Source organism: Hymenobacter defluvii, assembly GCF_017589435.1.
GTDB classification, from domain to species: Bacteria; Bacteroidota; Bacteroidia; order Cytophagales; family Hymenobacteraceae; genus Hymenobacter; species Hymenobacter profundi.
On record NZ_JAGETX010000001.1, the window covers coordinates 900,506 to 915,807 of the forward strand.

Sequence of the window (15,302 nt, forward strand, 5' to 3'; positions counted from 1 at the left end):
GAATTTGCGCGGCCTCACTCCCCGACTTTTGCCGCAACGGGCGCAAACGTTTCGGTTTGATTTTACGGGAATGAGAAGCTATTTAGAGAGCCCTACAGCCTCTCTACTTGCCTTACTTGCCCCTTTCGGCATCGTTTTCCCCTACCCCCGCAAAACCGCCAAAAAAACCCAAATGGCTGCTACCTACCGCAGCTTTTCCTTGAGTATTTCCAGCTCCACGGCCGGGGCAATCTTCTCGTAGAGCACGTGGTAGGCCGCGGAGGTGATAGGCATCGTCACCTTCAGCTCCCGGTTCAGCTCGTAGATGCTTTTCACGGCGTAGTAACCTTCGGCAATCATGTTCATCTCCAGCTGCGCCGATTTCACGGAGTAGCCCCTACCCACCATGCTGCCAAAGGTGCGGTTGCGCGAAAACTGCGAGTAGGCCGTCACCAGCAAATCGCCCAGATAGGCCGAGGCCGACAGGTCGCGGGGCTCGGGACTGAGCGCGTGCAGAAACCGGCGGATTTCCTGTACCGCGTTACTCACCAGCACCGCCTGAAAATTGTCGCCGTAGCCCAGGCCGTGGGCAATGCCGCAGGTCAGGGCGATGATGTTCTTCATCACGGCGCAGTACTCAATGCCGTCGAGGTCGGCGGCGGCGTGGGCCCGCACGTAGCGGTTGCGCAGCAGCTGGCAAAACTGCTCAGCCAGGGCTACGTCGGGCGAGCCGATGGTGAGGTAGCTTTGCTTTTCCAGGGCTACCTCCTCGGCATGGCACGGGCCGGCCACCACGCCCATACACCCTTCCTTCAGCCGAAACCGCTCCATGGCGTAGTCCGTCACCAGCTCGTTGCGCCCCGGAATCATGCCCTTGATGGCCGAAATAATGCGCTTGCCTTTCAGCGCGTCGCGGTCGAGCTTGTCGAGGGCCTCTTTCACGAAGGCGGCGGGCACGGCCAGCACCACCCAATCGGCATCCTTCACTACCTCCGCAATATCCGTGGAAGGGAACACGCGCGTCAGATCAAAGGCCACCGACGACAGGTAGCGCGGGTTGTGGCGGGTGGTGCGCAGGTGCTGCACGTCGTCTTTGCCGCGCAGCCACCAACTCACGCGGGCACCGTTTTCGGACAGGATTTTGGTGAGTGCCGTGGCCCAGGAGCCGCCGCCCAACATGGCTATTTTTTCCAACGTATTGGTTTCCTTTATCGGTTATAAATCGATGTCATCCTGACGAAGGAAGGACCTTATCACGCGTCGAGCAACTGCCCTGGCGTGATAAGGTCCTTCCTTCGTCAGGATGACACGGAGGGTAGGGCCGCGCGCTACTTCGCGGCTACGTCTTCCTTCATCTCCGCCTTGTTGATGGTATTGGCATCTTTAATGGTCACCAAATCCCCATTTTTCAGGGTTTTCGACACGGCCCGGAAAGGACCGCTCACCACCTGCTCACCCGCTTGCAGGCCACTCTTTATTTCAATGTTGGCAAAGTCGCTCACCCCGGTTTTTACGGGTGTCATCACGGCTTTGCCGCCCCGCACCACAAATACCACTTCTTGAACATCCACTTTCGGAGCGCCTTTGTCGGCCTCGGCATTGTTGGCGCTGTTGCCGCCGCGTTGGGCCATGGCGGCCTTGTAGGCGGTAGAGTCGGAGCGGGTGGCCACGGCGGCCAGCGGCACGCTCAGCACGTTGCTTTTGCGGTTAGTAATGATGTTAACGGAGGCCGTCATGCCAGGCCGGAACGGAATGCGCGTGCGCCCGTTCACGGTCGTAATCAGGTCCTGGTACGAGGCAGGCAACAGGCGAATCCGCACCTCAAACTCGGTCACAGCTTCGGCCGTTACTGCGTCTTTGGCCGTGTTGGCAATGCTGGTCACCAGGCCCCGGAAGGTTTTGTCCTGGGCGGCGTAGCTATCTACTTCCACATCCACCGAGTCGCCCAGGTGCACGTTGATGATGTCGTTTTCGTTCACGTTCACGCGCACCTCCATCGAGTTCAGGTTGGCAATGCGCATGATTTCAGTACCGGCCATCTGCGAAGTACCTACCACCCGTTCGCCCTTTTCGACGCTGAGCTTGCTCACGGTACCGCTCACAGGGGCATAAATGGTGGTTTTATCCAGGGTACGACGGGCTTCTTCCAACGAGGCCTGCGCGCTGGCTACGTTGCTCTGCGCCGCCTTAATGCTGGCACGGGCGCTGTTCAGCTCTTCCTGCGAGGCATTGTAGGCCGCCTGCGAGGCTTCGTAGTCCGACTGCGAAATCACCTTCTGCTTGTAGAGTGACGCATTGCGGCGGTAGGTCAGCTCGGTTTGCTTGGCATTGGCAATGAGTTGCTGCAAGCGGGCCTGGTTCTGGGCCACGTTGGCGCGCTGGGTGTTCACTACCGCCGACTGCTGGCTGACAATGGCCTGGTAGTTATCGGGGCGAATGCGCAGCAGCAGCTGGCCCTGCTTTACGGAGTCGCCTTCCTGCACGTACAGCTCCGTGATTTCCCCCGATACGTCGGGCGAAATCTTCACTTCTACCACCGGCTGTACCTTGCCCGAGGCACTCACCTTTTCCACGATGTTGCTCGGGCCAGCTTTGGCTACCAGCACTTCCGTGCCCACCGGCTGCCCGATCCAGCCCTGTTTCTTCCCGACTATCACGACGAGTACGACCACCACGACCAGGCCCAGCAGAATATAGAGTAAGCGGTTATTTTTCATAGGTTTTTTTGAGTCTTGAGTAGAAGCTTAAGGCTTAGTTGACGTTCTGCCAGCCAGCCCCAAAGCTCTCTTACAATTCAATCGATTTACCCTGGTAGAAGTCCAGCACCTTGCGGCGGAAGATGAAGCTGTACTTCGCCTGAATCATGCTCGACTCAGCAGCCGTGAGGTTGTTCTTGGCAATATTGAACTCCGTACCGTTCAGCAGACCGTTGTTGAAGCGGATTTCCGCGTTACGGTAGGCCAACGTCAGAGATTCTACCTGCTCTTTTGAAGCTATATACTGGCGTTGAGCAGCTAGGGCATCAGCGTAAGCCTGCTCAATGTTCTGCCGCAGTAGCAGGCGCTCTTGCTCAGCGCGTAGTTCTGCCTGACTCACCGCAATCTTCGAGCGTTGCACGTTGGTGCGCGCCTGCAAGCCATTCAGAATCGGAACCTGTAGACTGAACTGCAATGAGCGACCCAGGTTATTATCCAGTTGGTCCCAGTAGCGTTGCGGCAGCGTCGATACGTCGCGCTGGTAGGTCGTCACGCTTAGCGGAGTAATCCCGCCTCCGTTCGGGTTCTCAACATAAAACGTTGTACGTCTGGCAGTTGAGTCATTGCCAATAACCGTTAGGTTACGGGCAGAGGAGTAACCCGTGAAAATACCTGCCCCAAAGAATAAGCGTGGGTAGTACGCGCCACGCGCCACCTCCACGTTGCGCAAGGCACTCTGCACGCGCAAATCAGCGGCTTTTATTTCGGGTTGGATGGCCTGGGCCGTTTGGTAAGTAGTCGAAGGATTCACATCGGCCAAAGACAGCTCGTCTGGGTCGGGCAGCGGGGGGGTAGTAATTTCCAGCGCCTGCGTGGCGGCTTCGTTCAGGTTCATGAACTGAGCCAGTTGCAGACGAGCCAGCGTTTCCTGATTTTGCGCCGTAATGACGTTAAGTTGATCCGTAGCCAGTTGCGCCCGACTATCAATAAGGTTGCTTTCGGCCACGCTACCTGCTTTCAAGAGCACCTGTGTGCGCTCCACCTGCTGTTGCGTGCTGTTTACGCGAGTTTGGTTGGTACGCACCAGTTCCTGCGCCAGCAGGGTCTGCAAGAACGCTGAGGCTACGTTCAGGGACAGATCATTACGAGCTTTTTCAATATCACCCAGAGCTGCTTCGTAGTCCAGCACGTTGCGTTTCACCGTATTGCGCAACTGAAATCCCGAAAACAGCGTCACCTGCGTGTTGGCGGAAAAGTTGTTGGAGCGCGTAGTCTGGCTCTGGAAGTCGTTGGTTAGGGGGTTGATGCTGGTACCGTAGTTCCAGGTCTGAGAGCCGTTCAGGTTGGCGGTAGGCCATAGCGCCGCTCGGCTCTGCAGCAGTGTCACGTCTGCCAACTGCGCTGACAGCCGAGACTGACGCACGTTCAGGTTATTGGCTAGGGCATAGTCTACGGCAGCTTGTAGGGTCCAGGGGCCGCTGGGGGTTGGGACCTGCATGCTACCGGCAGGCGGCTGCGCGGGCGGAGTCCGTTGCTGGGCGTGCGCCTCGGGCACGTTCCCTACCAGTAGCAAGAGGCCCAGGCCAGCCACCAGCGGCCGCCGAAACAAGGTAAACGTTGTTTTCATAAGCACAAGCGAAAGAAACAGGAAGCAATTTCTTTAAGCAATATTCGGAATATAAATAACGCGGTGTATCCAGCGCAACTGACGCAGGTACTCCAGGGTAATGGGTTTCAGATCGGAGTCCATCTCGATAAAATGCCGCGCCCGGTCGTTGCGACCCTTGCGCGACACCGACATGGTCGCAATATTACACTCATCGTGCGCAATAACAGAGGCAATAAAGGCAATGGAGCCCGTGCGGTCGTCGGCATCCAGAATTAGCGTATGCAGCGCCGCCGAGAAATCAGCCGGAAAGCCGTCTACCTCCACGATGCGAATGACGCCCCCGCCCCGACTCTGCCCCACTACCTCTACCTGGTGGCCAGTGCGCTCGTCGCGCAGTTGCAGCTTAATGGTGTTGGGGTGCATGGTAGAGGCGTTGCCTACGCTCTGAAACGTGTACTGCAAGCCAGCCTCCTTGGCGTGGTCGAACGCGTCGCGGATACGCACGTCGTCGGTGGCGTAGCCCAGCAGACCGCCAATAATGGCGCGGTCGGAGCCGTGGCCCTCGTAGGTGCGGGCAAACGAATTGTAGAAGGTGACGGTAGCGTGGGTAGGCAAGCTGCCCAGAATGCGGATGGCCGCGCTGGCAATGCGCACCACGCCCGCCGTGTGTGAGGAGCTCGGCCCGATCATCACCGGCCCGATCATATCGAAAATACTGCTCTTCTCTGCCATAACGGGCTAAAGGTATCAGATTCGCGGGGAACGGCCATACCCGGTAGCTGCCATTGCCTACTAGATACCAACAAGTAGGTAGGCGTTGCCTGAGTCGCTATACAGTATTTAACAGGTATGCAATATATTAGTCAGCTTAACACACAATCAGGCCAGCCCATTAACAGCTCCTTACGCGTAGCCTTCTTGACCTATTTACACGTCGCACAAAAGACGGATCCTTTCGCAGAGACCCTATCGGGAGTACTATCCTGTAAGATTTTTCACTGCGTTTGACATACCGTTCTAATCGTCAGTGTAGAGCTGGTTGGTGGGGTTTGTCGTTCTTTGCGCAGTAGTCCGTCTGGCTTTAAAATTTATACCGGTCTACCTTGTTGCTGACACGCGCTTGCTCCTGCTTATGCCTACCCCCACTTCCGAAGAATTCTCCCCCGCCGTGCTGGCCCAGCTACGCCGCCTGCAAGAGAAATACGCCGCCGATGGCCAGGACCTGGCCGCCTACCTCGAAGGTCTCTACTATGCCGACTACGTCAATTACTGGGACTACATTGAGTTGGACACGCTGCTGAGCCTGCAACGCCCACTCACGCAGATTCCCGACGAGCGAATTTTCATCATGTACCACCAGATCACAGAGCTGTATTTCAAGCTCTGCCTCTGCGAGTACGAGCAAATCGGCGACCTGCAAGCGCCTACCCTCCAAGAAGTGGTGCTGCGGGTAGGGCGCATCAACCGCTACTTCGAAAACCTGATCGACTCGTTTGATGTGATGGTGGACGGCATGGACAAGCAGCAGTTCCTGCAATTCCGGATGGCGCTGATGCCAGCCTCGGGTTTTCAGAGCGTGCAGTACCGCATGATTGAGCTGGCCTCTACCTCCCTCGACAACTTGGTAGACAAGGAAAAGCGCCGCCTCCTGGGCGAGTCGGCCGACGCGACGGAGCTGATGGGCTGCATTTACTGGAAAGCCGGGGCTACTGTGGAAGAAACCGGGGCCAAGGCGCTTACGCTCACGCAGTTTGAGGAGAAATATACCAAGCAGCTGCACCAGCACGCCGCCGAGTACCAGCACCGCAATGTGTGGAGTGTGGTGCAACGCCTACCCCAGGAAGACCAGCGCCACCCCCGCTTGGTGCGCGCCCTGCGCCAGCTCGACGTAAGCGTGAACGTGAACTGGCCCTTGATGCACTTCAAATCGGCGGTGCGCTACCTCCAGCGCGACCCCACCGACGTGCCCGCCACGGGCGGCACCAACTGGCGCAACTACCTACCCCCCAAGTTTCAGCGCCGCATCTTCTACCCCCAACTCTGGACCGAGCAGGAGCAAGCCGACTGGGGCAAGGCGTGGGTGGAAGAGGTGCTGGGTGAGGAAATGTAAAGTAGCGGCTGAATAATTATAAATCCCTATGCGCTGAAATGATATGAAATCCTTATTCGCCGATAAAAGCTTCCGCACGGCCGCTATTATTTCATTTGTTTTTCTATCGCTCGGCTTTCTTCTCCTTCATTATGGGTTCGTGGCCTATGGTTGGGCCTTTTTTATTCTGCTACCCATTGTGACGGGGGTAGCCATTGGGGCACTGCCTAACCGCAGGTGGGCACACATTGGGTTACTTACGAGCTTAGCGATATTCTTTCTGCTACTGCTAATTGGTAAGCTGGAGGGTATGATTTGCGTTCTGATGGCTTTGCCCTTGGTGGTATCGTGCTTATTTCTGGGGAGCGTGGCCATGCACTTGGTACAGCGCCGGCAACAGCTGCTTGATCGGAATAGCCTGCCGGTTCTATTCCTCCCATTCCTGCTTTTTCTACTAAGTGCCCCCGCCGAAAAAGCGCTGGAAAGTCGTCCCGCCATCGTCGCGGTTCGCACGGATATTCTCCTACCATACTCGGCGGCCCAGGTGTATGAGCAGATAAAATCGGTGGATACGCTGGATGCGCCGAAGCCCTTTTTGTTACAAATAGGCCTACCCATTCCGCAAAAGTGTGTACTAGAGCGCGAAGCAGTGGGTGCCCGTCGCATCTGCTACTTCAGTGGTGGTCAGATAGTGGAGCGCGTCACGGAACTGCGCCCAGGAGAAATCCTGCGCATGGATGTGGTGAAGTACCAGTTGACAGGGCGAAAGTGGCTGGGATTCAAGGAAGCTATCTACCTGTTTGAACAAGTAGACGCGCACCAAACGCGTATTAGTCGCATCACTACCTACACCTCCGAGCTAAAACCCCGTGCTTATTGGCAGCCGCTGGAGCAACTCGGCATTTCGCAGGAACACCAGTACGTATTCGATAATCTGCGGCAGGATTTAGAACGAGCGTATGGGCAAGTCAAGCCCTGATTTACTAAAATAATTAGCAAAATACTTCTACCATCTTGCTAATATCCTTATCTTTGGACTAACGTACGGTTGTCACCCCGCCAACACGGCTGCTTCTGAAACAGCGAAGCCCGTGTTGCGAGCACGGGCTTCTGGATAAGTAGGGTGTTTTGGCCACCCTCAAATCCACTGGACTATGGGTAAGAGACGTATGCCGCTGGATGGCTTGAAGCTGAGCTTCGACATCCAGGTAAGCAGCACTTTTGTTGTGAAAGTGTTGGCAGCCTGCGGCGGCGGGAGCGGGTTGTACCTGCTACTGTCGCACTGGCTGAAGTAGTGAAGGTGGCAGTCAGCCCAAGTGGTTGGCTGCCATTTTCGCTACACAAACATACGTGATATTTTCAATATGCAACGGGAACTGACAAGGTAAGGACAGCGCCAGAATGTTAGCTGTATATAACTGGTTTGCTACGCGTTGTCTCTACTTTACCATGAACTCTACTCCGGTAGTGGCCCACTGCATGGTTACTTTACCGGAATTGGCGGCCGTGATGGTGAAGCGCTCCACGGGCTGGCTCAGTGTGGTGGGCTTCACTTTTACGCGCAGAACGTCCTGCTTCTCGTCGTATTCGTAGGCGCCCCATTGTTTAGCTGTTTTGTTGAAGATGATGGTCCACTCATCTTTGCCGGGGATGGAGAACAGGCCATACGTACCAGCCGGTAGCGCTTGGCCGTTGATTTTCACGTCTTTACTCACCATGAAGGTAGTGGCCTCGTTGGCACCGGTGCGCCATACTTTTCCATACGGCTCCAGCGCACCAAATATTTCCCGGCCTTTCACGGATGGCTGGCTGTAGTCAATCATGACCTTGGTGCCGCCCACGGTGGCCGAGGCAGTAGCGGGTGGACTGGGTCGCTTCGACTTGTCTTCCGGCGCTTTGGTTTTGGTGGCTGGCGTGGTCGTTTGGGCGTGGCTGTGGGTAGGGGCCGCCAGCAACAGGACGGCGCAGGCGCCTACCCAGAAGGAAATGCGTTTCATGGGAAAGTTGGTTGAGATGAGTACTGCGGCTATAAGCTAAAACAGTCGGGCTTTGTTTCCCGCCATTTGCTTTCGCTCGTATGAGTAGACCACTAGATAAGTAGCTTTTCGTTATTTGCGGCCGCTGACCTTCTTTTCATCCCTACCCTCATGACTACCCCTTACCACCCCAACCCCGACCGCTACCACCAAATGGAGTACCGCCGCTGCGGGCGTAGCGGCCTGAAACTACCCGCTATATCGCTGGGTCTGTGGCACAACTTCGGCGACGTGGACGTGCCCGCCACGTTTCGCGAAACGCTGCGCACGGCCTTCGACCACGGCATCACGCACTTCGACCTGGCCAACAACTACGGCCCGCCCTACGGCACGGCCGAAACCAACTTTGGCCGTATTCTGAAAGAGGATTTCCTACCCTACCGCGACGAGCTGATTATCTCCACCAAGGCCGGCTACGATATGTGGCCCGGCCCCTACGGCGAATGGGGTTCCCGCAAGTACCTCATTGCCAGTCTCGACCAAAGCCTAAAACGCATGGGGCTGGAGTACGTGGATATTTTCTACTCGCACCGCCCCGACCCCGAAACGCCCCTGGAAGAAACCATGGGCGCCCTCGACCATGTGGTACGCCAGGGCAAAGCCCTGTACGTGGGCATCAGCAACTACCAGCCCCAGGAAGCCGCCGAGGCTATCCGTATTCTGCGCGAGTTGGGCACGCCCTGCCTGATTCATCAGCCCAAATACTCGTTGTTTGAGCGCTGGGTGGAAGGTGGCCTGCTCGATTTGTTGGAAGAAAAAGGCGTGGGCTGCATTCCCTTTTCGCCGCTGGCCCAGGGCATGCTCACGGATAAGTACCTGCACGGCATCCCGGCCGACTCGCGGGCCGGCCGCGAGGGGCGCCACCTCACGCCCGAGCAGCTGACGCCCGAGCGCCTGGAGCAAATCCGGCAGCTCAACGAGTTGGCTCAAGAGCGCGGCCAGAGCCTGGCCCAGCTGGCGCTGTCGTGGCTATTGAAGGACCCGCGCGTGACGTCGGTGCTCATTGGCGCCAGCCGCTCCGCCCAACTCCTCGATTCTTTGCAGTGCCTGCGCAACACTGGTTTCCAGGACGACGAGCTGCAACGCATTGAGCAGATTTTGGGGGCACGGTAACTGCCCGCATCCTCATCGCTTCTGCTTTGATTGAACGCACAAAGACAGCAAAACCACTGTTTTGCTGTCTTTGTGCGTTTTGCTTTATTTCGATACCATACTACTAAAGTTCAGCTTATTGAATAAAAGCACTTTTCCGGGAAACATCACCTCCGATATTCTTTTATGCACCCCGATATTGGACAGTTGCAAATCGCAGTGCAATCCAAAGGATTTTAGTACAAGTTATCTAATTGAATAATAGTATTTTATCCATCTTTTTTATTCTAAAAAACACATGAAAATCTCTATCTTCGGTGCATCCATCCGCACGTTCTTCGTCTTACAGCCATGGGAAAAAGTTTACTTCAAACGGTGAAAAGCTGCTTCACCGCGCAGCAGATCAGCCAGATTAGCGCCACAGTTCGGGAGAACGAAGCGGGCGTTGAACAGGTCGTCAATCAAGCGTCTACTCTGGTGGTGCAGCACCTGATAGCGCGCACCGAGCGGCCGGGCGGCACTGAGGTGCTGGCCACGCTGGCACAGGAAGCCTACCGGGCCGACGTGTTGCACCACCTGGCCGACCTACACACCACCAACTGGCAGCGCCGCGGCCTCGACCTGATGCAGGGCCTACTGGGCGATGCCTACGCTCTCACCCTCAATCGGTTGTCAGTATCGGCCTACGTGGAGCCCACGGCGGCCCGCACGCTGCTGGGCACTGTAGCGGCGGCTACGCTGGCAGCGCTGGGGCGCTACGCCGCCGAGCAGGAGCTGAGCGTACAGCAGCTCAGCGCCTACCTGCAAAATCAGCCCGAGGAACTGGGGGCTATGGGGACGGCCGCGTGGCATCCCGTTAGCGCCGGCACGCCTGAGCTGGCACCCCGGCCAGCGGCCGAGCTGGTGCGAGCCGGCGTGGGTAGCTGGGGCACCTCCCCTACTCCTGAGCCCGTTGATAGTGGGCGTGCGGCTACCTCGCTGCGCTGGCAGTGGGGCCTGCTGTTGCTGCTAGCCGTTAGCCTAGGGTACTATTTCGGACACGAGCGCCTGTCGGCTGTGCCGGGTACTGCGGCCTATGCGGGCACTGCCCCTACTCCTTCTGCCACTACATATGCAGCCAATGAAAATACGGCGTCGGCTACGGCTACCGACCCTGCCGCTACCGGCCACTACGACAGCGAGAGCGACAGCTACATCTATGACACAGGCCAGCCGGTTATCCTACAGCTGACGAATGGCACCACCCAGAAGGTAGGCGCCCGCTCCACCGAAAACCGCCTGTATACTTTCCTGTCCGAACCCAGTATTCAGGTGGATCCGGTGAACCGCACAAAAGGCTGGATCAACTTCGACCGGGTGTATTTTGAGCCGGCCAAAGCCGTGCTCACGACGGAGTCGCACCAGCAACTGGTGAACGTGGCCGGCATTCTGAAGTCGTTCCCGAACGCCGTGGTGAAGATAGGTGGCTACACCGACAGCCTCGGCAACGACCTGCAAAATCTGCACTTAAGTGAGGAGCGTGCCCGCGCCGCCATGTTCGCCCTGGCCGATATGGGTATTCCTGTGGCCCGGCTGCAAGCCAAGGGCTATGGTGCCAAGCACTCGCTCACCAGCAACGAAACCGTAGAGGGCCGCGCCCTCAACCGCCGCATCAGCATTCGGGTAGTGAAGAAGTAACCGCCTCTTTCTTCGCTTATAACACGACGCCTCTTCTGCCCCCGCGGAAGAGGCGTCGTAACTTATTGGAGGGCGTGCTGTTTTCTCTACCCCGGCAGTTGTGGCTTGGCCGCTGCCGGGGCGAGAGTTTCCGTTAACGCTTTTCCTACCTATGTCTACGCTTCTTTTTTCCCCGCTGCATCTGCGCGGACTTGAACTTAAAAACCGCATTGTGGTATCGCCGATGTGCCAGTATTCCTCGGAAGACGGCTTCGCCAACGATTGGCACCTGGTGCACCTGGGCAGCCGCGCCGTGGGCGGGGTAGGCCTCATTATCTCGGAGGCCGCCGCCGTGGCGCCCGAGGGCCGTATCACGCCTCAGGACCTGGGTATCTGGAAAGACGAGCACGTGCCCTTCCTGAAGCGCATCAACGACTTTGTGCGCCAGCAGGGCACCGCCATTGGCGTGCAACTGGCCCACGCCGGCCGCAAGGCCAGCACCACGCCCCCGTGGGACGGCGGCAAAGCCATTGCGGCCACGCAGCCCAACGGTTGGGAGGTGGTAGCGCCCAGCGCCCTACCCTTCGCCCCCGACAAAGCCACCCCGCACGCCCTCACCGAGGAGGAAATCCAGCAGATTGTCGCTGATTTCCGGGCCGCTGCCCGCCGCAGCCTCGCGGCTGGTTTTCAGCTGATTGAGGTGCACGCCGCCCACGGCTACCTGCTCCACGAGTTTCTGTCGCCGCTCAGCAACGAGCGTACCGACCAGTACGGCGGCTCCTTCGAGAACCGCAGCCGTCTGCTACTGGAAGTGGTAGCCGCCATTCGCGCCGAGGTACCCGACGACTACCCCGTTATCGTGCGCGTGTCGGCTACCGACTGGACCGAGGGTGGCTGGACCAAGGACGATTCGGTGCAGCTGGCCCGCGTACTCCAGGCAAACGGCGTTGACCTGCTGGATGCCTCTACCGGCGGCAACGTGCCCGATGCCAAAATCCCGACTGGCCCGGGCTACCAGGTGGAGTTTGCCGAGGCCGTGAAACAGCAAACCGGGATGCTTACGGGTGCTGTGGGCATCATTACCACCGCCCAGCAAGCCGAGGACATCCTTCAGAAAGGCCAGGCCGATTTGGTGTTGCTGGCCCGCGAATTCCTCCGCGACCCGTACTTCCCCCTACATGCCGCCTCTGATTTAGACGTGGAACTGGCCTGGCCTGTGCAATACGAGCGCGCCAAGCGCCCTAAGCGGGCGCATAAGTAGTTTCCTCCCATAATAGGGCAAGCTTCTATTAGAACCCTGGCTGCTATAGTGGCCAGGGTTTCTTGTTTATTGCTAGTGCATTAGCCCTTTTTCCCAAAATAAAAAAGTCAGTATCATATTGATGCAACCTACTATACTCTATATCTTTGTAACTGTACTTTTGCTTATACAAAACGTGATTATACGCACTATATCTGATTTTTATTTGCAATATGACGAGGTAGTAACTGTATTACGAGTCGAATGGATAAGCGGACGCAACGTACGGCAACTGCGTCGCAGCGCTGGGCAACTGCTCATGCTGCTACAGCAATTGGCCGTGCGGCGGTTGCTACTTGATATGAATAGTGTGCCCGACTTATCGTTAGAAGATGAGGTATGGTTGGGCACACACTGGATGCCTGGCTTGGTGGTCCTACCCTTGGAGCGACTAGTATTGGTGCTGGATAGTGGGCAGACGCATAACCAGTTGGCCATTAATGCGCTGCATAGCCTGGTGCAGCCCGCCATCCGCTTCGACGCGCAGTATTTTTCTGATACGAAATCGGCTATGGGTTGGCTGACAGATGACTCGGACCGCCTTCCGGCTCTCGCCGCCGAATGGAACGCCCGGCATGCGCAGTAGCCGGCCTTTATGCTTGGTTCATGCGCGACGTATGCCGGGTATCAGCCATGCGTAGGTAGGTGATAAGAGAAATACTGGCGCAAGCCGTTACGTACCAGTAAAACCACGCTTCCACGTTGTAGCCCTTGGCCAGCAGCGCCACGTACTCGGCCGTGCCTCCGAAGATAGCAACCGTGAGGGCATACGGCAGTCCTACCCCCAAGGCCCGGATTTCGGTCGGAAACAACTCGGCTTTCACCACGGCGTTGATGGCCGTGTAGCCGCTCATAATCAGCATGGCGATGACCAGCAGGCCGAATGCGCCCCAGGTGGTGGTAGCGTGGCCCAAGGCTGTCATCAGTGGCACAGTGCCCAGCGTGGCGCCTACCCCAAAGGCCAGCAGCACCGGCCGCCGTCCTACCCTATCCGATAGCGCCCCTACCACGGGTTGCAGCACCATGGCCACGGCTAGCGCCCCAAACGACACTAGCGTAGCTTGGTCCTTAGTGAACCCCGCCGTGTTCACCAGAAATTTCTGCGTGTACGTGGTGAATGTGTAGAACACAATGGTGCCGCCCAGTGTGAGGCCCACTACCGTGAGCACCTCGCGAGGGTAACGCATCAGCACGCGCAGCTTGCTTTCTTCTTTCTTTAGCGCTGCTCCCGCAGGCTGGTCATTCTTCACAAAGGCGTCGGTTTCCTCCATGTGCCGGCGCAGAAACAAGGCGACTACCGCTGCCCCGGCCCCAATAACGAAGGGCACACGCCAGCCCCACGCATGCAACTGCTCAGTCGTGAGCACGGCCTGCAAACCCAATTGCACCAGTAGCGCCACCAGTTGACCGGCAATCAGGGTCACGTACTGAAAGCTGGAAAAGAACCCTCTGTTCTTCTGATCGGCCATCTCGCTGAGGTAGGTGGCCGAGGTGCCGTATTCGCCGCCCACACTCAGGCCTTGTAGTAGCCGCGCCACCACTAGCAGCACTGGCGCAAACACCCCAATGGTGGCGTAGCCGGGTGTGAGGGCAATGAGTAGGGAGCCGGCGCACATCAGCAGCACCGATAGCAACAGGGCTGCTTTCCTACCCCGACGGTCGGCGTAGAGGCCCAGCAGCCAGCCACCCAACGGCCGCATCAGAAAGCCCACCGCAAAGATGGCCGCCGAGTTCAGCAGCTGCGCCGTTTGGTTGCCTTTGGGGAAAAACGCCGGCGCGAAATACAGCGCAAACGCCGAGTAGATGTACCAATCGTACCACTCCACTAGGTTGCCGATGGAGCCGCTGAAGATGGATTTCACCCGCGAGGCCATCGTGCGGGCAGGAGTTGTTGTCATGCAAATAGTCGTCGGAGGCTTTGTTTTTGGGAGACGTTGAAATGGCTTATCACACCAATTCAGATGCTACGCCTGCAACCATTCTTGCCTTATCAGTTCTCTAGTATCTGTGGTGTAGTTTTCTCCGAAAGCCCCCACTAGTTAGTATTCTATATTGATAAACCCTGCTGCCATGATACGTTATTTGCTATTGCTGAGCATTCTACTCGTAGCGTTTGGCTGCCAGAAAGACGATGCTGCACCGAAGGAATACGAGGTAATAGCCCAAGGTATCGGCGGTGACTGCCGCTTGCCCTTGCTACACTTTTCCAATACTCAGAAAAATGAAGAAGTAGGGAAAATGTTCGGCTCGTCACTTAGCGCTGCTTCCGCTAGTGGCAGCTACTACGGCCTGAATCTGCCCACCACACTGGCCAAAGGCACTACCTTATATGTTACTATTCGTAAGGCCAAAGCGAGCGAGGACCGCGCTTGCACAACGATGTTGCCGGCATATAATGCAGTTTTTGTGACTACATACCGCGTTCAATAGCAGGTTGCTTTTGGTACGACGCGGGCGTCTGCTGCTATTCCCGCGCCAGCGCCTACCTTTGCCGACAGTTGTTCTTTGCCTGTTTTCCATCAGACAACGGAAGGTGGCCGCCCCTGGGAGTGGCCTGAAAAGGGAATCGGGTGCAACTCCCGAACAGACGCGCTACTGTAAGTACCACCGCAGGGTCCCCGCTTGCTACCCATTGCCTGGCCCCACGGCCGGGCGAGAAGAGTTGGGCGATTAGGAGGTATAAGTCAGAAAATCTGCCTGCCGCTGACTGACAATGCGTAGCCCCCGCGCCTGGGGCCGTTGTCGGGTATTGAGGAAGCATACGACCCGCCCCGGAGCGCCCCGCGCCGCCGGCCAGAAATCGTGCGCGTATCTCCCTACCCCCCTATCGGCTTGGTTGTGGTTT

Annotated in this window: 14 protein-coding genes and 1 riboswitch; of the genes, 8 read left to right on the forward strand and 6 right to left on the reverse strand. The window is 57.3% G+C overall.

Annotated elements, in window-relative coordinates; translation table 11 throughout:
* Positions 1-183 precede the first annotated feature (183 nt).
* From J4D97_RS03675 to sdaAB, 4 genes are all read right to left on the reverse strand, one after another.
* Positions 184-1,173, reverse strand: coding sequence for an NAD(P)H-dependent glycerol-3-phosphate dehydrogenase (locus tag J4D97_RS03675; RefSeq protein WP_243900105.1), 990 nt, complete (start codon positions 1,171-1,173; stop codon positions 184-186).
* 134 nt (positions 1,174-1,307) lie between these two features.
* Entirely contained in the window at positions 1,308-2,696 is a 1,389-nt protein-coding gene (locus J4D97_RS03680) for an efflux RND transporter periplasmic adaptor subunit (RefSeq protein ID WP_208306388.1), read from the reverse strand.
* A 70-nt stretch (positions 2,697-2,766) separates the two neighbouring features.
* The gene (locus J4D97_RS03685) at positions 2,767-4,302 is read right to left on the reverse strand and encodes a TolC family protein (RefSeq protein ID WP_208306389.1); all 1,536 of its coding nucleotides are present in this window, start codon (positions 4,300-4,302) and stop codon (positions 2,767-2,769) included.
* A 33-nt stretch (positions 4,303-4,335) separates the two neighbouring features.
* Entirely contained in the window at positions 4,336-5,016 is a 681-nt protein-coding gene (gene sdaAB, locus J4D97_RS03690) for an L-serine ammonia-lyase, iron-sulfur-dependent subunit beta (protein WP_185283692.1), read from the reverse strand.
* A gap of 400 nt (positions 5,017-5,416) precedes the next feature.
* On the opposite strand from sdaAB, the gene J4D97_RS03695 reads away from it, so the two are divergent.
* The 3 genes from J4D97_RS03695 (at position 5,417) to J4D97_RS03705 (ending at position 7,668) form a co-directional block, all read left to right on the forward strand.
* On the forward strand, positions 5,417-6,394 hold the full coding sequence (locus tag J4D97_RS03695) for a tryptophan 2,3-dioxygenase family protein (protein WP_208306390.1): 978 nt from the start codon (positions 5,417-5,419) through the stop codon (positions 6,392-6,394).
* 43 nt (positions 6,395-6,437) lie between these two features.
* The gene (locus J4D97_RS03700; protein WP_208306391.1) at positions 6,438-7,352 is read left to right on the forward strand and encodes a polyketide cyclase; all 915 of its coding nucleotides are present in this window, start codon (positions 6,438-6,440) and stop codon (positions 7,350-7,352) included.
* A gap of 175 nt (positions 7,353-7,527) precedes the next feature.
* A complete protein-coding gene (locus J4D97_RS03705; RefSeq protein WP_185283695.1) occupies positions 7,528-7,668 on the forward strand; it encodes a hypothetical protein in 141 nt (46 codons plus the stop codon).
* Between the two features lie 144 nt (positions 7,669-7,812).
* Here the strand turns inward: J4D97_RS03705 and J4D97_RS03710 are convergent, their stop codons facing one another.
* Positions 7,813-8,370 carry a DUF2911 domain-containing protein gene (locus J4D97_RS03710; protein ID WP_208306392.1) on the reverse strand — a complete coding sequence of 186 codons (558 nt, stop codon included), beginning with the start codon at positions 8,368-8,370 and terminating at the stop codon, positions 7,813-7,815.
* A 150-nt stretch (positions 8,371-8,520) separates the two neighbouring features.
* On the opposite strand from J4D97_RS03710, the gene mgrA reads away from it, so the two are divergent.
* The 4 genes from mgrA (at position 8,521) to J4D97_RS03730 (ending at position 13,043) form a co-directional block, all read left to right on the forward strand.
* Entirely contained in the window at positions 8,521-9,522 is a 1,002-nt protein-coding gene (mgrA, locus tag J4D97_RS03715; RefSeq protein WP_208306393.1) for an L-glyceraldehyde 3-phosphate reductase, read from the forward strand.
* Between the two features lie 330 nt (positions 9,523-9,852).
* The gene (locus J4D97_RS03720) at positions 9,853-11,178 is read left to right on the forward strand and encodes an OmpA family protein (protein ID WP_208306394.1); all 1,326 of its coding nucleotides are present in this window, start codon (positions 9,853-9,855) and stop codon (positions 11,176-11,178) included.
* A gap of 151 nt (positions 11,179-11,329) precedes the next feature.
* The gene (locus tag J4D97_RS03725) at positions 11,330-12,418 is read left to right on the forward strand and encodes an NADH:flavin oxidoreductase/NADH oxidase (RefSeq protein ID WP_208306395.1); all 1,089 of its coding nucleotides are present in this window, start codon (positions 11,330-11,332) and stop codon (positions 12,416-12,418) included.
* A 298-nt stretch (positions 12,419-12,716) separates the two neighbouring features.
* On the forward strand, positions 12,717-13,043 hold the full coding sequence (locus J4D97_RS03730) for a hypothetical protein (RefSeq protein WP_185283700.1): 327 nt from the start codon (positions 12,717-12,719) through the stop codon (positions 13,041-13,043).
* A 7-nt stretch (positions 13,044-13,050) separates the two neighbouring features.
* Here J4D97_RS03730 and J4D97_RS03735 read toward each other — a convergent pair whose 3' ends face one another.
* On the reverse strand, positions 13,051-14,355 hold the full coding sequence (locus J4D97_RS03735; RefSeq protein WP_208306396.1) for an MFS transporter: 1,305 nt from the start codon (positions 14,353-14,355) through the stop codon (positions 13,051-13,053).
* Between the two features lie 172 nt (positions 14,356-14,527).
* Here J4D97_RS03735 and J4D97_RS03740 point away from each other — a divergent pair, with 172 nt between their 5' ends.
* Positions 14,528-14,887: a hypothetical protein gene (locus tag J4D97_RS03740; RefSeq protein WP_208306397.1), complete on the forward strand. Its 360-nt coding sequence runs from the start codon at positions 14,528-14,530 to the stop codon at positions 14,885-14,887.
* Between the two features lie 84 nt (positions 14,888-14,971).
* Positions 14,972-15,172, forward strand: a riboswitch (cobalamin riboswitch).
* Positions 15,173-15,302 lie beyond the last annotated feature (130 nt).